Genomic DNA, 17,808 nt, shown 5'->3' on the forward strand with positions numbered 1-17,808 from the left:
TAACGATGACCGGACGGGTCGAAGGCAAGGTCGCATTCATCACCGGAGCGGCGCGCGGTCAAGGCCGCAGTCACGCGGTGCGATTGGCGCAGGAAGGCGCGGACATCATCGCGATCGATGTCTGCAAGCAACTCGACAACGTGCCGTTCGCGATGTCGACCCCGGAGGATCTGGCGACCACCGCCGATCTCGTCCGAGGCGAGGGCAGGCGAGTGGTCACCGCCGAGGTGGACGTTCGTGACTACGACGGACTCAAAGCCGCGGTCGACGGGGCGGTCGCCGAACTCGGGCGGCTGGACATCATCGTCGCCAACGCCGGGATCGGCAACGAGGGCGGCGCGCTGATCGACCTGCAGGAGAACCTGTGGGACGACATGATCGACGTCAACCTCGGCGGGGTGTGGAAGTCGGTGAAAGCCGCTGTCCCGCATATGATCGCCGGTGAACGTGGCGGCTCGGTGATCCTGACGAGTTCGGTGGGTGGGCTCAAGGCCTACCCCAACATCGGCCACTACGTCGCTGCCAAGCACGGTGTGGTCGGGCTCATGCGGACCTTCGCGGTGGAATTGGCGCAGCACTCCATTCGCGTCAACTCGGTGCACCCCACGCATGTGAACACACCGATGGTGATGAACGAGGGCACTTACAAGCTGTTCCGTCCGGATCTGGAGAGCCCGGGCCCCGCGGACCTCGAGCCGATCGCCAGGATGTTCCACGTGCTGCCGGTGGCCTGGATCGAGCCCGAGGACGTCAGTAACGCGGTGCTGTATCTGGCCTCGGATGAGGCTCGCTTCGTCACCGGTGTGCCCTTGCCGATCGACGCGGGCGGAATGCTCAAGTAGTCACCCCGGCCGCGCCGACCGTGGTGGTCGGCGCGGCCCCGAGAAACAACGAAGACGGAGAACGGTCATGAGGGTGTCGGTCGACGAGACCAAATGTGAGGGCCATGCCCTGTGCGCGGGTATCGCGCCGACGGTGTTCGAGGTGAACGCCGAGGATCTGGCCGTGGTGGTAGACGAGAATCCGAGTAGTGCAACACAATCCGAGGTTCACTCCGCGGCGTCGGCCTGCCCGACGATGGCGATCGTGTTGCGCGAGAGCTAGATCCGCTCAGGCGGCAGTGTCGTCTGCGACCGCGCCACCGGTCATGGTGGTGCGGGTCGCGGGCCCGGACCAGCCGCACGGCAGCTCACACGTCGCCACCACGAGGAGTTCGACGCGGCCGTCGAGCGACTTGCGCACCATCTCCGCCGCGCCCGCGGGATAGCCGCAGCTCTGGCACTTTCCGTAGTAGTCGAGGATCGGTCGGACGCTGATGTGAATGGTCGGGTGCACGGTTCTCCTCCAGCCGTTTCAGTCGAGAAAGAGGTCGAGTGTCGGAGTAGCGCCACCGCCGTACCCGGACAGGTCCTCGACCCCGGACGCGGTGAGTACTTCCGCGTCGATGTAGCAGTTCCCGCTGGTCTCGCGGGCAGGCCGGGACAGGATCTCGATCGCGGCGTCGGCCATGATCTCGGGGCTGCGCGCGGAGGAGATCAGGCTTTCGCCGTCGGCCATGTTCGCGACCGCCGACGTGGCGATATAGGTCTGGGGCCACAGGCAATTCACCGCGATGCCCGCGTCGGCGAACTCGGCCGCCCAGCCGAGCGAGAGCAGGGTCATCCCGTATTTGGACAGTGTGTAGGCGGGATGGGCGCCGAGCCAGTACGGGTTCATATTCACCGGCGGTGACACGGTGAGGACGTGCGGATTCGTCGAGGAGCGCAGGTGCGGCAGGCAGGCCTTGGTCAGCAGGAACGTGCCGCGCAGATTGATCTGCTGCATCAGGTCGAATTTCTTGGCCGAGAGGCTCTCGGTCGGTTCGACGCCGATCGCGCTGGCGTTGTTCACGCAGATATCGATGCCGCCGAATCGCTCGACGGCCAGGTCGACGGCACGCTGCACATCGGCTTCGTTGCGCACATCGCCGACCACGGCGACAGCCTTTCCGCCCGCGGACTCCACCTCGGTCACGGCGGTGTGCACGGTGCCGGGTAGCCGGGGGTGCGGCTGCGAAGTCTTGGCCAGCAGAACCAGATTGGCGCCCTGTCTCGCGGCGGCCAGCGCGATCGCCAGACCGATCCCGCGGGAGCCGCCGGAGATGACCAGAGTGCGGTCGGTGAGTACGGCGTTCTCGCTGGACATCGGTCTCCTCAGTGCTGGGTGATGCCGCTGGTTGAAGCAGCGTTCCTTTTCGATGGTATTGGCATTCTCATTTTTTGCAAGTACCGTATTCATTGATGAACGATCCGATACAGACCTCGTCCGGCATCCCGCTCTCGCCGGTCTACGGACCGGCGGACCGAGCTGCCGAACCGCCCGCACCGGGCGGCTATCCCTTCACGCGCGGCAACTTCGCCTCCGGTTACCGGGGCCGGCTGTGGACGTTTCGCCAGTACTCCGGATTCGGCACGGCGGAAGAGTCCAATCGTCGGTACCGCTACCTTCTCGACCAGGGCGGAACCGGATTGTCGGTCGCCCTGGATCTACCGACCCAATGCGGTTACGACTCCGACGATCCGGAGGTGACCGAGGAGGTCGGCCGAGTCGGCGTCGCGGTGGACACCCTCGCCGATGCCGAAGTCCTCTTCGACGGCATGCCACTGGACAAGATCAGCACCAGCTTCACGATCAACGGCACCGCCGCGATCCTGCTGGCGTTCTACGTGGCGGCGGCCGAGAAGAAGGGCGTGCCTCGCGCAAAGCTCACCGGCACGATCCAGAACGACATTCTCAAGGAGTACGCCTCGCGCGGCACCTGGATCTGGCCGCCGGAACCGTCGCTGCGGCTGATCGCCGACACCATCGAATTCTGTGCTGCCGAGGTGCCGAGGTTCAACGCGATCTCGGTGGCGGGCGCGCACTTTCGCGACGCGGGTGCCAACGCGGTGCAGGAGATGGCGTTCACCCTCGCCGACGGTGTCACCTACTGCGACACCGTGCTCGAACGCGGCCGGATGACGATCGACCAGTTCGCCCCGCAGATCTCGTTCTTCTTCTACACCCACGGTGACTTCTTCGAGGAGATCGCCAAATACCGTGCGGGACGCAGACGGTGGGCCACGATCGTGCGTGAGCGCTACGGGGCCACCACCGACAAGGCGTCGATGTTCCGCTTCGGGTGTGTCGCCGGCGGTGCCTCGCTGTACGCGCCGCAGGCGCAGAACAACCTGGTGCGGGTGGCCTACGAGTCGATGGCCTCGGTGTTGGGCGGGGTGCAGTCGATGTTCACCGCGGCCTGGGACGAGCCCTTCGCGCTGCCGAGTGAGGAGTCGGCCACGCTCGCGCTGCGCACCCAGCAGATCCTCGCCTACGAAACCGGGGTCACCCGGGTCGCCGACCCGCTGGGCGGTTCCTACTTCGTCGAGGCGCTCACCGACGCGACCGAGGCTCGCATCATCGAGATCATGGACGACCTCGAGCGGCACGGCGGCATGGTCCGTTCGATCGAGGACGGCTACCTCCAGGGGCTGATCGCCGATGAGGCCTACCAACTCCACAAAGACGTCGAGGCGGGCACCAAGCCGGTTGTCGGGGTGAACCGGTTCGTCTCCGACGAGCCCGCACCCGAGATCGCGACCTACGAACTCGATGCGCAGGGCCGCGACCTGCAACTGAAACGGCTCGCCAGGGTGAAGGCCGAACGCGATGCCGTGGCGGTCCGGTCCTGTCTCACCGCTTTGTCCACGGCCGCCGAAGGAAACGAGAATCTGATGCACTACCTGATCGAGTGCGCGAACGCGTACTGCACGGTGGGGGAGATGACCGCCGCGCTCAAGAGTGTCTGGGGCGAGTTCCAGCAGCCGGTGGTTTTCTGATGACCGCTCGCGTGCTGGTCGCCAAACCCGGCCTCGACGGCCATGATCGCGGGGCCAAGATCGTCGCCCGCGCGCTGCGCGATGCCGGGTTCGAAGTGGTCTTCACCGGCATCCGTCAACGCATCGAGGACATCGTGTCGATCGCGCTGCAGGAGGATGTCGCCGTCGTGGGGCTGAGCATTCTCTCGGGTGCGCACGTGTCGCTGACCACGCGCACCGTCGAGGCGCTGCGGGCAGCCGGCGCGGGCGATATCGCCGTGATCGTCGGCGGCACCATTCCACAGTCCGATGTCGCGCGGCTGCTCGAAGTCGGTGCGGCGGCGGTGTTCCCGACCGGCACCTCGCTGGAAACCCTTGTCACCGAGATCCGGGCGCTCACGAATACCCCGTCCCCGACCTGAGGGTCGAGCCGGTCGCAACGGCGTCGACCATCATGGTCGCGCGAAAAGTAGTGGAAGACGGAGGAATTCGTGCGTATCGGAGTGATGATCGGGCCCGAGAAGGGTGATGCGGCCCGCAAACTGTCGCGGATGCTCGACGACATCGCGTGGGCCGAAACGGCCGGGCTGGACACCGCGTGGATACCCCAGATCCCGACCGATTTCGACGCGTTGATCACCATCGCGCTGATGGGACAGGCGACCAGCCGGATCGAGTTGGGTACCGCCGTGGTGCCGTTGCAGGCCCAGCACCCCATCGCCCTCGCCCGGCAGGCGCTGTCGGCCCAGGCCGCGGCCGGCGGACGGTTGGCGCTGGGTATCGGGCCTTCACACCATTGGATCGTGGCCGACATGCTCGGGCTGCCCTACGAGAAGCCTGCCGCCTACACCGCGGACTACCTCGAGGTGCTCAACGCGGGATTGCGCGGGCCGGGCACGGTGGACGTCGAGAACGCGACCTTCACGGTGCACAATCCGCTCGACCTCGGGCCGGTGGCTCCGGTGCCGGTGCTGATCGCCGCGCTCGGTCCGGTGATGCTGCGCATCGCGGGCGAACAGGCCGACGGGACCATTCTCTGGATGGCCGACGAGCGTGCGGTGGGGGCCCACGTCGTTCCGCGCATCACGAAGGCGGCGGCCGAGGCGGGCCGTCCCGCGCCGCGGGTGGTCGCGGGTCTCCCGGTCTGTCTGTGTCGTCCGTCCGAGGTCGAGGAGGCGAAGGCGCGGGCGAATCGCATTCTGGGCGAAGCCGAGGTCTCGCCGAACTATCAGCGTCTGCTCGAAACCGGCGACGCCCGCGACATCGGCGACATCTGCCTCGCCGGTGACGAGAGCGCCATCGCCGCGGGGCTGCGCCGTTACGGCGACGCGGGGGCCACCGATCTGTCGGTGCGCCTGCTGCCGATCGGCGACACCCGCGACGAGCTGGTCGCCTCCAAACGGCGCACCAGGGAGATGATCGCCTCCCTGGCAAAGGACTTACGGTGATCGGGGCGCGGAGCGAGCGCGTCGGGGCACCGGGTGGGCGCGACGAGCCGGACGCGACCGCCGGTCCGCTGTCGGGCATTCGGATACTGGAGGTCGGCACCATGCTGGCCGGGCCGTACGCCACCATGATGCTCGCCGATCTGGGCGCCGAGGTCACCAAGCTGGAACCGGCGGGCGGCGATATCTCACGGCAGGTGGGGGACAGCTATTTCGCCAGCCTCAATCGGGGCAAGCGCAGCATCAGCATCGACCTGACCACCGAACAGGGCCAGTCCCAGCTCGGGGAGTTGGTGATGAACGCGCATGCGCTGCTGGTGAATTTGAAGCCGTCGGCGATCCACCGCCTCGGCCTCACCTATGCGGCGCTGCGGCAGTGGAACGAGCGCATCGTCTGTGTGGCGATCACCGGATTCGGCTTGGACGCCGGTGACGACCCGGCCTTCGACTACGTCATCCAGGCATCCACCGGCATCGCGGCGCTCACCGGGGATCCGGCGGGCCCGCCGACGCTGCCCGGCTACTCCTCGGCCGACAACTCCACCGGGCTGACCGCGGCGCTGGGTCTGCTCGCGAAGATCGTGTCGGGCGTGGGCGGCCAGGTGGAGGTGTCGTTGCGTGATGTCATGCTCTCGCAGCTGAACTACCACGCCTCGGCCTATCTCAACGACGGCAAGGCGCCGCAGCGTCGCCCGTTCGGCGCGCACACGTATTACGTTCCCGCGCAGATCTTTCCGACGGCCGACGGATACCTGGCGCTGTTCATCACCCACGACGGTTTCTGGCAGCGCTTCGCCGAGGAGGCGGCGGTCGAGGGATTCGCCACCATGGCCGAGCGGGCCAGTCGGCGCGAGGAGGTGCTCGCCGCCGTCACCACCGCGCTCGCGGCGGACACCGCGGTGGGCTGGGAATCACGGCTGCGACCGCTGGGCATCCCGGCGGCTGCTGTCCGGACCCTGCCCGAGGCGTTGGACGCCACGCCGGAGCTGCTGATACACGCGGGGCCACATCGACTGGTGGGCAGTCCGATTCGGATCGCCGGGTACGAGCCCGCCTACGGTCCGCCGCCCCGTTTGGGCGAGCACAACGACTGAACACCCACCGAACTCGGAGATCCTTCGAGCCAGGGGGAGACGGACCCCGGGACCTGGACAGGTCGCGGGGTCCGTTGTCGCGTGCGTCGCCGCTACTCGTAGCGGACCGTGGTCTCGGCCGTGTCGGGTATCGCCTGGCAGGTGAGCACGTAGCCCTCGGCCACCTCGTCGTCGGTGAGCGCGTCGTTGACGCGCATCGTCGCCGAACCATGGGTGAGCACGGCCATGCAGGTCGCGCAGTTGCCCGATTCGCAGGAGAACGGCGGAGTGAGGCCGCCGCGCCGCGCGCTCTCCAGCAGCGTCTCGCCCGCATTGCGGGGCACCGTCACCTTTTTGCGGCCGAGAATGACCGTGACCGTGCCTGCTGTGGCGGCGGGGGCCGGCGCGGCGGCAGGTTCGGGTTCGGCCGTGAGAATCGGTTCGGCCGCGCCGAATCGCTCGCTGTAGACGGCGCCCGGCCCCGGCAGCGCGGTCTCCACCATCGCCATGAAGGCCTCCGGCCCGCAGATGTAGCTGTCGCCCACGGTGTCGGCGCCGACGAAAGCGCGCACGGCAGCGGGATCGAGCAACCCGCTGTCGGCATCCAGATGCCGGAGCACCTCGAGCCGGGTGGGATAGCGCGCGACCAGATCGTCGAGGGTCGCGTCGAAGATCGCCGACGCCCGGTCGCGATCGACACAGAGCAGGCGCACCCGCCGATCGGTCGTGGCCAGCGCGCTCTTGGCCAGCGAGAGGACCGGGGTGATGCCACTGCCACCGGAGAAGCCGAGTAGGGGGCGTTCGCTCTCGCGCAGACAGAATTTGCCCGCGGGCCTGCTCATCTCGATCACGTCCCCCTCTCCGAGGTTGTCGATCAACCAGTTCGATACCCGGCCGCCGACGACCCGTTTGACCGTCGTCATGAGCTCGGCGTCGGTTTCGGGCGCGCTCGACATGGAATACGACCGGAACAGCTCGACGCCGTCGACCCGCACCCGGAAGGTGCAGAACTGACCGGCGAGGTAAGACACCGGGCCCTCGTGCGGAGCGAGGACGAAGGTGCGGGCATCGGCTGTCTCCTTGATGATCCGGGTCACCGTCGCGCGTTGGAACAGGGGACTTCTCGCCATGGACCGGCTCCTTCTGGTATGAAGATTCTTATGGAAAGAGAATACTATTCTCTCTCGCAAGATGGGATCTTCTCAATCCCGGCCGCGGAGGCGAGATGAACGACCGGATCGCACTCAGTTTCGACGATCACCACTACACCCTCACCGAGTTGGACGGGCTGACCGCGGGCCTGGCCGAGACCTTGACCGAACGCGGTGTGCGCCAGGGGGATCGGGTGGCGCTGATGGCGTCGAACCGGCCGGAATTCGTGCTCGCGGTGCGCGCGATCTGGCTGGTGGGCGGCGCGGTGGTGCTCATCAGCCCGGCGTGGAAGCGCGGTGATGTCGAGCACGCGCTGGCCGTCACCCGCCCCGCCTTCGCCGTCGGCGACCAACCGGTGCTGGCGGAGTTGATGCCGATGCTCTCACTCGACGCACCGATCACGCCCGGCGCCGCGACCTTCCCCGTACCCGTGGCGGAGGACGACGCGGTGCTCGTGTTCAGTTCGGGCACAACGGGATTGCCGAAAGCGGTCCGCCACACCCACGCGTCGTTCGCGGCCGCGGTGGAACACTGGCGGGTGGCGCTCGGCTTCACCGGCGACGATCGGATTCAGATCACCACCCCGCCCTCGCACGTCCTCGGGCTGCTCAATATCGTGCTGGCGCTGCGTACCGGTGCGTGGATGCGCCTGCATCGCCGGTTCGACTTGGACCGGATGCTGCACCACATCGAGGCCGACCGGATCACCGTGGAGATGGCGGTGGCGCCGATCGCGCTCGCGATCGCCTCCCATCCCGACCTCGAGTCCTACGACCTGTCCTCGCTGCGCTACATCATGTGGGGCGCGACGCCGGTGACGCCGAGCGTCGCCGAGACCGTCACGCGCCGTACCGGAGTCGCGTGGGTGCCCGCCTACGGTGCCAGTGAACTTCCGGTCATCGCCTGCAATCCGCTCGACGGTGCGCGCTTGGACAGTGTGGGTCGCCCGGTGGCCGGCGTCGAAGTCAGGGTGGTCTCGACGACCAGCGGCGAGGAAGTCGAGATCGGCGAGATCGGCGAGATCCAAGCTCGCTCTCCGTCGTCGATGGCCGGGTACCTGCCCGACGACGCGACCGAGGCGGCTTACGCCGACGGCTGGTACCGCACCGGTGATGTCGGCTATCTCGACGACGACGGTTGGTTGCGGCTGACCGACCGGCTCAAGGAAATGATCAAGGTACGCGGTTTCCAAGTGGCGCCCGCCGAGGTGGAAGCCGTCCTGCACGGACACCCGGCGGTCGCCGACTGCGCGGTGTTCGGTGTCCCCGATCCCGCCGACGGCGAGGCGATCGTCGCCGCCGTCGCGACCGCGGAACCGGTCGATGCCGAGGAACTCATCGCTCTGGTCGGCACCCGTCTCGCCTCCTACAAACGGCCGCGCCGAGTGGTGTTCGTGCCCGAAATCCCGCGCCTGCCCTCCGGCAAGGTGCTGCGCCGAGTACTGAAGGAGCGCCATGGACGTCCGGCTGACCTCTGAACAGCGGCAGCTGCGTGACGCCGCTGCCAAACTGGCCGATGACCTCGGCCCCGGCTCGGTCAACGACCTGGCCGACGAACAGCGGATCGTCCGGCTCGAGCAGACGGTCGCGAGCACGGGCTGGCGCGCTCTGCGCTCCGACGGCGCCTCCGGCGTCGAAGTGGCCATCGTCGCCGAGGAATTCGGCCGCGGACTGGTCGACGTGCCCTTCCTCGGCCCGCTCCTCGCCGACGACCTCTGGTCGCCTTCCGAATCGGTACCGCACTGGACCGTCGCCGTCGACGACCGCGCGATCGACGCGCGGGGCGCCCGGAGCGCCCTGATCGTGCGGGGCGAGTCGATGCTGGCCAGCTCGGTCACCACCGCGTCGACCGGCGCCGATCAGACCCGGGCCGAGGCCGCGCTCACCGGCGTTCCGAAACTGCTCGGCGAACTGTCCACGGCGCAGGTCACCCAGTGGCGAGCGCTCGCGCTCGTGGCCACCTGCGCCGATCTGGTCGGCACCGCGCGTGGCGCGCACGCGCTGGCCACCGACTACGCGAAAGTCCGTGCGCAATACGGCAAGACGATCGGCTCCTACCAGGCCGTGGCCCATCTGCTCGCGGAGGGTCTCGCGCTGATCGAGGGTTCGGTGAGCGTGCTGCGGCACGCGGCGTGGGCCGTGGACGCGCTCGACCCGGAGCGGGCCGTGCAGGCCGCCGTGATCGCCAAACTCTATTGCGCCAGAGCGGCATTGACCGTGTGCGAGACCGCGGTGCAGGTGCACGGCGGGATCGGCAACACCTGGGAGTGCCTGGCGCACCTGTATCTACGGCGGACGCTGACGTCCACCGAGCTGTTCCGCACGAGCCTGGAGGAGATCGACCGTGGACTTTCGTGATTCGCCGGAGGAAGCCGCGTTCCGAGAACGCCTGCGCGAGTGGCTGTCCGGTGTCGCGGGTCGGTTCCCGACCTCGGGGGACGAGTACTGGGCCAAGCAGGGCGAATGGCACCGAGCGCTGCACGGAGCGGGGTTCTTCGGGCTGTCGTGGCCGCGAGAACACGGCGGCCACGAACTGCCCCCGGTCTACGACGTCATCCTCGACGAGGAGCTCGCCCTGGCCGGTGCGCCGCCGCGGCCCAGCCTCGGCTACCTGATCCAGGGCCTGGGCAGGCACGCGAGCAAGCAACTGCAACAGCGCTTCCTGCCCGGCATGATCGACGGGACACAGCGCTGGTGCCAGGGGTTCAGTGAACCGGACGCGGGCTCGGACCTGGCCGAGCTGCGGACCACGGCCACCCTCGACGGCGATTCCTACGTGCTCCAGGGACACAAGATCTGGACGAGCTATTCCGATGTCGCGGACTGGTGCCTGCTGCTGGCCCGCACCGACTCCGAAGTGCCACGGCACAAAGGCATCTCGGCCTTCGTCGTGTCGATGAAGCAACCCGGCGTGCAGCAGCGACCGCTGCGGATGATGAGCGGGATCACCACCGAATTCGGACAGGTGCACTTCGACGGCGCGCGTGTGCCCGCCGACCAGATGGTCGGATCGCCCGGTGACGGGTGGGCCCTGGCGATGACGGTGGTCGGGCACGAACGTGAGCCGTCGACGCTCGGCTACGCCACCCGATACGGCAAGCTCGTGCGGCAAATGGCGGCCAGGACCTCGGGTCCGCTGCCCGCCGACCTGGCCTGGGCCGCGGTGCAGACCGAGATGTTGCGCCTGCACGTGCGCCGACGACTGTCCGAACAGCTCGACGGTATCTCGCACGGGCCGGAGGGCTCGCTCGACAAATTGCTCATGACCTGGGTGGAACAGTCGGTCGGACACGCGGCCCTCACGGTCGGCGGCACCCGCGATCCGGAACTGCTCAGCGCCTACCTCTACAGCCGTGCGCAGAGCGTCATGGGCGGGACATCACAGATTCAGAAGAACATCATCGCCTCGCGCATTCTCGGATTGGGAGCATGACCATGTACGACCTGCCTGCCGAAATCGACGTCCGCGCCGAGGGGCCGCTGCGGATCATCACGCTGAATCGGCCCGACGCGCTCAACGCGGTCAACGACGATCTGCACACCGGGCTCGCGCACCTGTGGCCGCGACTGAGCGAGGACCGCGAGGCCCGCGTCGCGGTGCTCACCGGCAGCGGCAAAGCCTTCTCGGCCGGTGGCGACTTCGGCTATCTGGCCGAGCTGAGCCGCGACGCGGACCTGCGTGCCAAGACGATCGCGCACGGTCGCGATATCGTGCTCGGCATGGCGCGCTGCCGGATTCCGGTGATCGCGGCGGTCAACGGTCCCGCCGTCGGCCTCGGCTGCAGCCTGGTCTCGCTCAGCGATATCGTCTACATCGCCGAGACCGCCTATCTCGCCGACCCGCACGTGCAGGTGGGGCTGGTGGCGGCCGACGGCGGTCCGCTCACCTGGCCGTTGCACACCAGCCTGCTCTTCGCCAAGGAATTCGCGCTGACCGGTGCGCGTATTCCGGCCGCACGGGCCAGGGAGATGGGCCTGGTCAACCACGTCGTCGCCGATCCGGTGACCGAGGCGCTGGACTGTGCGAAGCGCATTCTGGAGTTGCCGAGGCAGGCGGTGGAAAGCACCAAGCGGCTGCTCAATCTGCACCTGGAACGGGCGGTGCTGGCCAGTCTCGACTACGCGACGACCGCCGAGGACCTGTCGTTCCAGACGGCGGATTTCCAGGCCACCATCGAGCGACTCACCGCGGGAAAGAAGTAGTCGGCCGAGGTGTCGGGGAATGGTCGATGAACAGTCCACTGTCGAACGACATCACCGAGCTGATCGCCACGGCGCGCGCGGGCTCCATCCGCGCCGCCGGGCGGCTGCTGAGCCTGGTCGAGAGCCCGCAGCGCGAACAAGTGCTCGCGCAGCTCGAACCCGCCCCGGTGCGGGTGATCGGGGTGACCGGCCCGCCGGGGGCGGGTAAGTCCACCACCATCGCGGTGCTGGTCGCGGGCTATCGCGCGCGGGGGCTGCGGGTGGCGGTGCTCGCCGTCGACCCGTCCTCGCCCTACTCCGGGGGTGCGCTCCTGGGCGACCGCATCCGAATGTCGGCGCATATCAACGATTCCGGCGTCTTGATCCGATCGGTCGCCACCCGCGGGCATCTCGGTGGGCTCGCCGCCGCCGTGCCCGCGGCGATCCGGCTGCTCGGCGCGCTCGGCTACGGCCTGATCCTGTTGGAGACAGTCGGCGTCGGGCAGTCCGAGATCGAGATCGCCGCGGTCGCCGATCCGACCGTCGTCATTCTCAATCCCGGTGCGGGCGACGCGATTCAGGCTGCCAAGGCCGGCCTGCTCGAGGTCGCCGACATCCTGGTCGTGAACAAGGCCGACCGCGACGGCGCCGCGCAGACCGCGCGGGAACTGCACATCGAGACCGGACTGCCGATCCTGACTCTGGTCGCCTCGCGCGGCACCGGAGTCGAGGAGCTGATCGAGGCGATCGAGACGCACCACCGAGCCGATACCCCGGCGCGCGGCGCTGCCCGCGCGCGGGCGCAGATCCTGTCCCTGGCACAGTCGCGGCTGCGCGGCCACGCCGGTCTGGCCGACCTCGCCGCCGCCGTGGCGGCCGGTCACCGTGACCCCTACACCGCGGCGGAACAGTTGCTGGCCGGGGCGAGCGCCGCCCCGGCCGTCGACCCGTCGCGGTGAGGTTGCTCGCCGCGACGGGTTCGGGTGCTCACCCGCGCTGTGCGGCCTGCCCCGCCGAGGCGGCCGGTGCCGAAACGGACTGGGCCGCTTCGGGATCGAACCGCACGAGCGCTTCCTGCGCGAACGAGGCGACGAGTTCACCCGCCGCGGTGAGCACGTCACCACGGCCGAAGCACCGTCCATGCGCCAACAGCGGACTGTGCTGGCGCAGCAGCAACCAGTCGTCGGTGCGGAACGGGCGATGGAACCACAGGGTGTGCGCGGTGACGGCGGAGGTGAACGCGGTGCCGTTGCCCCGCTGGCTCACCCCGTCGAACGGACGCAGCGCGGTGCCGATGAGGTTCAGATCGCTGGCGTAGGCGGTCAGCGCGGGGGCGAGTTCGGGGTCGACCGTCGGTGTGCGCATCCAGAACTCGTACTCCGGCGGTGCGGCCGCGGTGGAGTTCAGATCGTCGAACGCGCGGGTTTCCCATGGCAGCAGGTCGAAGGTGACCCGGTACTCGGGAGCGAGAAGCGCGGCGACGTCCTCGATATGCTGCGCCTGCGGGCCGTCTTCGGCGACGTGCATCGACACCGCGGCACTGGCGAGCACGCGCGTGGATTGCCTGGCCAGGATCGACAATGTGGCGAAGGACCGTCCCTGGTGCTGGCTGGAGACCTCGTACCGGACCGGCTCGTCGTAGCTGCCCTCCCTGGCGAACAGGGTGTGCACGGACTTGACCTGCTTGTCCGGACAGGCGAGTTCGGCTGCGCGGACGAACTGTCCGAGGATCTGGCCGCCGAAGAGCCTGCGGTAGTTCAACGGCAGATTGGGGCCTTCGAACGCGGTCGGCGGCTCACCGGGAACCCTTGTGCCGGGGGCGGTTTCGGGTGCGACGGCGCCTTCGGATTCGGCAGTGCTACCGGGGGGCGGTGACACGCGGAGATCTAGGCTCGCGAGCAGGTTGTTCCAGAGATCGGCCATACCCGATTGTAATTCATCTTCTACCTGTATGAGAATTATATTCTCACCGCGCCGGTGACGCCGGACGCGCAGAAATCCCAGACTTCCTCGGCGGTGATCGGGCGCATCGTCGAATCATCCTGGGCGCCACTGGACTGGGCGGTGAACATGACGGTCTGCATCGTCATGGCGGCGACCCGGCGTGGATTCAGACCGGGCCGCAGCGTGCCTGCCGACGCGGCGTCGGTCACGAGGTCGACGAACAGCGACAGCAGCGGCGCGTGCGCGACTTTCACGTGGGCGGGATGAGTGACCAGCAGTCGCGGCGCGAAATCGGTGAACAGGGGGTGGCGGTCGCTCGGATCGGAGCGGCACAGCGAGAACAGCAGCCGTACCGCGACCGCGAGTCGCGCCAAAGGGTCGGCTTCGGCTTCGGCCGCGTCGCGGATCTGCTCGGCCGTGCGCAGCAGTGCGTCCTCGAACAGCGCGAGCAGCAGTTCGTGCTTTCCGTCGAACTGCAGATAGAAGCTGCGCAGCGACTGACGTGACCGCTCGACCACTTCCTGCACGGTGAAGTCGGTACTGCCGTTCTCGGAGATGATCGCCTGGGCCGCGTCTAGAAAACGCTGTACCCGCTGCTCGGCCCGCATCCGGGTGGACTTGATCGAGCGTTCCACCGCACGTTGTTTCCAGGCGGGCTCCACGCGCTCGCTCACAGCTGCACCAGTCGTGCGGCCGAACCCGCGGCACGGACGGTCGCGCCCGCCTCGCGGATGAGTTCGCGCGAACTGCCGAGCAGTCCGTCGAGGACCAGGACCCGCCGGATGTGGCGATGCAGATCGTGTTCCGCGGTGAAGCCGATGCCGCCGAGGGTCTGCTGGCAGTGTCGGGCGGTCGTCAGCGCGGCCCGGCCCGCAGCGGCTTTGGCGAGCAGGCACCCGAGGTCGTCGGCGGCGGCAACGAGGGTCGCCTCGGCGCCTTCGACGGCGACCAGGGTCTCGGCGAGTCGGTGACGGATGGCCTGGAACGAGGCCACCGGACGACCGAACTGGACTCGGTCGACGGCATGGGTGCGGGCGAGGGTGAGCATCGCCCGGCTCGCGCCGGTCAGCCACCAGCCCAGCGCCCGACGGCCCGCGGCGAGTGGGATCTCGGCGCCCGTCGATATCTGTCGGATCGGCAAGTCGGCGTCGAGGAGCGCGGAGTCCGGAAGGGATGAGCCGTTGTGTTCCCACTGAACCCAGGCGCCCCCGGCGAAGGGGAGGGCGACGGGCCCGTCGGTGGGCCTACCAACGGCGGCATTGATGACGTCGTTGAGCAGCGGTGCGTGCGCACCGGTCTCACCGAGCAGCCGAAAGACAAGGGGCACAGTGGAATCAGGTGCTTCGACGAGCATGTCGTGCCAACCCAGGTCGGTGAGCGCGGTGTAGAGATCCGCACCCGAGGCGTCCCGCATCGTCTTGCGCAAGGTCTGAGCCAGCAGGTCGAGTTCGGCAGCATCCACGGTTCACTCTTTCCCCAGGTCGAGCAGTCGGCGCGCGATGATATTGCGCTGGATCTCGGCGGTGCCGCCGTAGATCGTCGCGGCGCGCGAGTACAGGTATTCCGCGCGCAACGGCGAATCGGCGAGCTCGATGGCACCGGGCGACAGGTCGCGGATGGTGTCGAACAACTGCTGCTCGGCGGTGGCGAGCAGCACCTTGTCGATGGAGGTCTCCGGCCCGAGCTTGCCGCCCGCGGCCAGGCGCTCCTGCGTCGCCAGCGACCGGCAGCGGATGGTGTGCAGGGCGAGGTAGGCGGCGCCGAGGTCGGCGTCGTCGCCGCCCGCATCGCCGCCGGGGGTCTGGGCGAGCAGCTGGTCGAAACGCGTGTAGAGATAGGCGATTCGGTGCCAGAAACAGGTGGAGCGTTCGTGCGGGAGCAGATCCATCGCGACCCGCCAGCCGTCGCCCGGTCGCCCGAGCATGCGGTCGGCGGGTACGACGACGTCGTCGAAGTAGACCTCGGCGAACTCGTCGATGCCGTGCATCGTTCGCAACGGCCGCACGGTGATACCGGGGGAGTCCATATCGACGAAGAAGGCGGTGATCCCGTCGTGGCCGATTCCGGTGCGGGTCAACAGGACACAGCGTGCCGAGTACTGGGCGAGGCTGGTCCATACCTTCTGCCCGGAGACCACCCAGTGGTCACCGCGGGGTTCGGCCTTGGTGCTCAGCGAGGCGAGATCGCTGCCGGAGCCGGGTTCGGAGAACCCCTGGCACCACTGCTCGCGACCGCTGAGCAGCCGCGGCACCATCTGCGCCGCCAATTGCGGGGTGGCGTAGGAGATCATCGTCGGCGCGAGCACCTCGATCATCGAATAGATGCCGGGCTCGGCGAGGTCGCGGGTGGCGACCTCCTCGCCGAGGATCGCGCGCAGCACCGCAGGCCCGCCGAGGCCACCTACCTCGGCGGGCCAGCCGTACCGCATCCAGTCCGCGTCGTAGAGCGCGCGCCGGACTCTGGCCAGTTGCGCGACCTGCGCGTCGAGCGAGTGGTCCGGGCCTGCGGACAGGTCGTTGTCGTCGAGCCAGGACCGCAGGCCGGCCCGAAAATCGGTGCGGTTCACGCACTCGGTCGTTCGAAGGCGTGCGGGCGGCCGGAATCGTGGTCGCCGTTGCGACGGATGAAGGTCATGGCCCTGGTGCGCAGCCGCCAGCCCTCGTCGGTGCGCGCGTAGGTGTCGCTGTAGTAGCCGATGCGCATGTCGTGGGTCGACTGCTCGATGAAGCACAGCGGCTGGGTGCCGCTGGCGGTGTCGCCGTCGAGCTCGAGCGCCGGCGTTCCGGTGAGGAACAACCCCTTCGGCGCGGCGGCGACGAGATCGGGGAACTCGTCGAGCGGATAGGTGTCGCCGAAGGCGCTGTAGTTGCCGTCGGGGGTGAACACCGAGATCAGGCCCTCGATATCACCTTTGGTGATAGTGACCGCGTACCGTGCGAGCAGCTGTTCGAGCTCGATCACATCGTCATTTCTGGACAAAGACTTTTCCGCCTTTCATTACGAACCGCACCCGCTGAGTAACGGTGATGTCCTGGAGTGGGTCGCCGGGGACCGCGATGATGTCGGCGAGCAGTCCCTCGGCCAGTCGGCCGCGGTCGGTGACATCGATCAGCTCGGCGGCCGTGACGGTCGCCGCACGCAGCACATCCAAGGGGCTCATGCCACGGTCGACGAGCGCGACCAGCTCGTCTGCGTTGCGGCCGTGCGGGATCGCGGGGGCGTCGGTGCCCACCGCGATCTTCACCCCGGCCTTGTAGGCCGCCAGCACCGACGTGCGGGCGAGCGGGAACATCTGGGCCGCCTTGGCCTGGAGTTCCGGTGGCGCCTTGGACACATCCATGGCGTCGGCCAAGCGCGTGGTCGGCACCAGATACGTGCCCTTCTCGACCATCAACGCGATGGCGTCGTCATCGATCAGGAAGCCGTGCTCGATGCAGTCGATTCCCGCCTCCACCGCGGCGCGCACCGCGTCGGCGCCGTGGGTGTGCGAGGCGACCCGCAACCCGCGCCGATGCGCCTCGTCCACGATCGCCCGCAGCTCCTCGGACGAATAGTGTTGCGCCCCTGGCGCTCCGGTCAACGACATGACCCCGCCGGAGACACAGACCTTGATCAGCTGCGCGCCGTGCTTGATCTGGTATCTGACCGCCTTGCGCACCTCGTCGACACCGTTGGCGATGCCCTCCTCGATGCTCAGTTCCAGCACATGCGGCGCGAACGCGGCGAACATCGTCGGATCGAGATGTCCGCCGGTCGGGGTGATCGCGTGCCCGGCGGGCACGATGCGCGGGCCGTCGACCCAGCCCGCGTCGATGGCCTTGCCGAGCGCGACGTCGAGCAGATAGCCGCCGGTCTTGACGAACAATCCGAGGTTGCGCACGGTGGTGAACCCCGCCCGCAGCGTGCGGCGGGCGTTGCCCACCGCACGCATCATCCTCAGCGGCGGATCATCCTGAACGCTGGAGGCCAGCCCGGTCTCGCCGCGCCCGCCCATCAGGAGATTGACCTCCATGTCCATCAGGCCGGGCAGCAGGACGGCGTCACCGAGGTCGATGATCTCGCCCTCGGGGGCACCGCCGACGCCGACGATCCGATCACCTTCGATCCGGACTACTCCAGGTCGGACGATCTCGCCGGTGTCGATGTCGAGGTACCCGGCGGCCAACAGCGTCAGCAT

At 68.3% G+C, this 17,808-nt stretch carries 20 protein-coding genes; 11 read left to right on the top strand and 9 right to left on the bottom strand.

The features are described from left to right. Window positions 1-5 precede the first annotated feature (5 nt). Together IBJ82_RS22430 and IBJ82_RS22435 are read left to right on the top strand one after the other, a co-directional pair. Window positions 6-842, top strand: a complete 837-nt coding sequence (locus IBJ82_RS22430) for a mycofactocin-coupled SDR family oxidoreductase (protein ID WP_056809239.1) — start codon at window positions 6-8, stop codon at window positions 840-842. 67 nt (window positions 843-909) lie between these two features. After that, window positions 910-1,104: a ferredoxin gene (locus tag IBJ82_RS22435; RefSeq protein WP_194827940.1), complete on the top strand. Its 195-nt coding sequence runs from the start codon at window positions 910-912 to the stop codon at window positions 1,102-1,104. A gap of 6 nt (window positions 1,105-1,110) precedes the next feature. Here IBJ82_RS22435 and IBJ82_RS22440 read toward each other — a convergent pair whose 3' ends face one another. Next, complete coding sequence (locus tag IBJ82_RS22440; protein ID WP_194827941.1) at window positions 1,111-1,335, bottom strand: hypothetical protein; 225 nt, start codon at window positions 1,333-1,335, stop codon at window positions 1,111-1,113. A gap of 18 nt (window positions 1,336-1,353) precedes the next feature. After that, window positions 1,354-2,184 (bottom strand): NAD(P)-dependent oxidoreductase, encoded by an 831-nt coding sequence (locus IBJ82_RS22445; protein WP_194827942.1) that lies wholly within the window; start codon window positions 2,182-2,184, stop codon window positions 1,354-1,356. A 95-nt stretch (window positions 2,185-2,279) separates the two neighbouring features. Here IBJ82_RS22445 and IBJ82_RS22450 point away from each other — a divergent pair, with 95 nt between their 5' ends. The 4 genes from IBJ82_RS22450 (at window position 2,280) to IBJ82_RS22465 (ending at window position 6,375) form a co-directional block, all read left to right on the top strand. Next, window positions 2,280-3,857, top strand: a complete 1,578-nt coding sequence (locus tag IBJ82_RS22450) for a methylmalonyl-CoA mutase family protein (RefSeq protein WP_194827943.1) — start codon at window positions 2,280-2,282, stop codon at window positions 3,855-3,857. Next, the gene (locus IBJ82_RS22455; RefSeq protein WP_194827944.1) at window positions 3,857-4,258 is read left to right on the top strand and encodes a cobalamin B12-binding domain-containing protein; all 402 of its coding nucleotides are present in this window, start codon (window positions 3,857-3,859) and stop codon (window positions 4,256-4,258) included. Before IBJ82_RS22450 ends, IBJ82_RS22455 begins: the two co-directional genes overlap by 1 nt. 69 nt (window positions 4,259-4,327) lie before the next feature. After that, complete coding sequence (locus IBJ82_RS22460; RefSeq protein WP_194827945.1) at window positions 4,328-5,284, top strand: LLM class F420-dependent oxidoreductase; 957 nt, start codon at window positions 4,328-4,330, stop codon at window positions 5,282-5,284. Window positions 5,285-5,352: 68 nt separating this feature from the next. Beyond that, window positions 5,353-6,375 (top strand): CaiB/BaiF CoA-transferase family protein, encoded by a 1,023-nt coding sequence (locus tag IBJ82_RS22465; RefSeq protein ID WP_228537596.1) that lies wholly within the window; start codon window positions 5,353-5,355, stop codon window positions 6,373-6,375. 92 nt (window positions 6,376-6,467) lie between these two features. On the opposite strand, the gene IBJ82_RS22470 is transcribed toward IBJ82_RS22465, so the two are convergent. Then, a complete protein-coding gene (locus IBJ82_RS22470) occupies window positions 6,468-7,484 on the bottom strand; it encodes a ferredoxin--NADP reductase (protein ID WP_194827946.1) in 1,017 nt (338 codons plus the stop codon). 95 nt (window positions 7,485-7,579) lie between these two features. On the opposite strand from IBJ82_RS22470, the gene IBJ82_RS22475 reads away from it, so the two are divergent. From IBJ82_RS22475 to meaB, 5 genes are read left to right on the top strand one after another with little or no spacing between them, the layout of a single operon-like run. Next, complete coding sequence (locus IBJ82_RS22475; RefSeq protein WP_194827947.1) at window positions 7,580-8,983, top strand: class I adenylate-forming enzyme family protein; 1,404 nt, start codon at window positions 7,580-7,582, stop codon at window positions 8,981-8,983. Then, a complete protein-coding gene (locus tag IBJ82_RS22480; RefSeq protein ID WP_194827948.1) occupies window positions 8,961-9,863 on the top strand; it encodes an acyl-CoA dehydrogenase family protein in 903 nt (300 codons plus the stop codon). The genes IBJ82_RS22475 and IBJ82_RS22480 overlap by 23 nt, the downstream gene beginning before the upstream one ends. Beyond that, complete coding sequence (locus IBJ82_RS22485) at window positions 9,850-10,938, top strand: acyl-CoA dehydrogenase family protein (RefSeq protein WP_194827949.1); 1,089 nt, start codon at window positions 9,850-9,852, stop codon at window positions 10,936-10,938. The genes IBJ82_RS22480 and IBJ82_RS22485 overlap by 14 nt, the downstream gene beginning before the upstream one ends. A gap of 2 nt (window positions 10,939-10,940) precedes the next feature. Next, the gene (locus IBJ82_RS22490) at window positions 10,941-11,708 is read left to right on the top strand and encodes an enoyl-CoA hydratase/isomerase family protein (RefSeq protein WP_194828418.1); all 768 of its coding nucleotides are present in this window, start codon (window positions 10,941-10,943) and stop codon (window positions 11,706-11,708) included. Between the two features lie 26 nt (window positions 11,709-11,734). After that, window positions 11,735-12,646 (top strand): methylmalonyl Co-A mutase-associated GTPase MeaB, encoded by a 912-nt coding sequence (meaB, locus tag IBJ82_RS22495; protein ID WP_194827950.1) that lies wholly within the window; start codon window positions 11,735-11,737, stop codon window positions 12,644-12,646. Window positions 12,647-12,674: 28 nt separating this feature from the next. Here meaB and IBJ82_RS22500 read toward each other — a convergent pair whose 3' ends face one another. Genes IBJ82_RS22500 through IBJ82_RS22525 form a run of 6 tightly spaced genes read right to left on the bottom strand, consistent with a single transcriptional unit; the run spans window position 12,675 to window position 17,808 of the window. After that, window positions 12,675-13,610, bottom strand: coding sequence for an acyl-CoA thioesterase II (locus tag IBJ82_RS22500; protein WP_194827951.1), 936 nt, complete (start codon window positions 13,608-13,610; stop codon window positions 12,675-12,677). Between the two features lie 35 nt (window positions 13,611-13,645). Beyond that, on the bottom strand, window positions 13,646-14,305 hold the full coding sequence (locus tag IBJ82_RS22505) for a TetR/AcrR family transcriptional regulator (RefSeq protein WP_370585431.1): 660 nt from the start codon (window positions 14,303-14,305) through the stop codon (window positions 13,646-13,648). Further along, window positions 14,302-15,045, bottom strand: a complete 744-nt coding sequence (locus IBJ82_RS22510; RefSeq protein ID WP_194828420.1) for an acyl-CoA dehydrogenase family protein — start codon at window positions 15,043-15,045, stop codon at window positions 14,302-14,304. Before IBJ82_RS22510 ends, IBJ82_RS22505 begins: the two co-directional genes overlap by 4 nt. Window positions 15,046-15,096: 51 nt before the next feature. Then, a complete protein-coding gene (locus IBJ82_RS22515) occupies window positions 15,097-16,197 on the bottom strand; it encodes an acyl-CoA dehydrogenase family protein (RefSeq protein WP_194827952.1) in 1,101 nt (366 codons plus the stop codon). Then, window positions 16,194-16,592: a nuclear transport factor 2 family protein gene (locus IBJ82_RS22520; protein ID WP_370585432.1), complete on the bottom strand. Its 399-nt coding sequence runs from the start codon at window positions 16,590-16,592 to the stop codon at window positions 16,194-16,196. The genes IBJ82_RS22515 and IBJ82_RS22520 overlap by 4 nt, the downstream gene beginning before the upstream one ends. 4 nt (window positions 16,593-16,596) lie before the next feature. After that, a complete protein-coding gene (locus IBJ82_RS22525) occupies window positions 16,597-17,808 on the bottom strand; it encodes an amidohydrolase family protein (RefSeq protein WP_194827954.1) in 1,212 nt (403 codons plus the stop codon).

It is taken from the genome of Nocardia sp. XZ_19_231 (genome assembly GCF_015355705.1).
Taxonomy (GTDB): domain Bacteria; phylum Actinomycetota; class Actinomycetes; order Mycobacteriales; family Mycobacteriaceae; genus Nocardia; species Nocardia salmonicida.

What these genes read in the sequence shown, in the direction of transcription:
- IBJ82_RS22430 (WP_056809239.1), top strand. Translation starts at nt 6, where the DNA reads ATGACCGGACGGGTCGAAGGCAAGGTCGCATTCATCACCGGAGCGGCG.
- IBJ82_RS22435 (WP_194827940.1), top strand. Translation starts at nt 910, where the DNA reads ATGAGGGTGTCGGTCGACGAGACCAAATGTGAGGGCCATGCCCTGTGC.
- IBJ82_RS22445 (WP_194827942.1), bottom strand. Translation starts at nt 2,184, where the DNA reads ATGTCCAGCGAGAACGCCGTACTCACCGACCGCACTCTGGTCATCTCC.
- IBJ82_RS22450 (WP_194827943.1), top strand. Translation starts at nt 2,280, where the DNA reads ATGAACGATCCGATACAGACCTCGTCCGGCATCCCGCTCTCGCCGGTC.
- IBJ82_RS22455 (WP_194827944.1), top strand. Translation starts at nt 3,857, where the DNA reads ATGACCGCTCGCGTGCTGGTCGCCAAACCCGGCCTCGACGGCCATGAT.
- IBJ82_RS22470 (WP_194827946.1), bottom strand. Translation starts at nt 7,484, where the DNA reads ATGGCGAGAAGTCCCCTGTTCCAACGCGCGACGGTGACCCGGATCATC.
- IBJ82_RS22475 (WP_194827947.1), top strand. Translation starts at nt 7,580, where the DNA reads ATGAACGACCGGATCGCACTCAGTTTCGACGATCACCACTACACCCTC.
- IBJ82_RS22480 (WP_194827948.1), top strand. Translation starts at nt 8,961, where the DNA reads ATGGACGTCCGGCTGACCTCTGAACAGCGGCAGCTGCGTGACGCCGCT.
- IBJ82_RS22490 (WP_194828418.1), top strand. Translation starts at nt 10,941, where the DNA reads ATGTACGACCTGCCTGCCGAAATCGACGTCCGCGCCGAGGGGCCGCTG.
- meaB (WP_194827950.1), top strand. Translation starts at nt 11,735, where the DNA reads ATGAACAGTCCACTGTCGAACGACATCACCGAGCTGATCGCCACGGCG.
- IBJ82_RS22500 (WP_194827951.1), bottom strand. Translation starts at nt 13,610, where the DNA reads ATGGCCGATCTCTGGAACAACCTGCTCGCGAGCCTAGATCTCCGCGTG.
- IBJ82_RS22510 (WP_194828420.1), bottom strand. Translation starts at nt 15,045, where the DNA reads ATGCGGGACGCCTCGGGTGCGGATCTCTACACCGCGCTCACCGACCTG.
- IBJ82_RS22525 (WP_194827954.1), bottom strand. Translation starts at nt 17,808, where the DNA reads ATGCTGACGCTGTTGGCCGCCGGGTACCTCGACATCGACACCGGCGAG.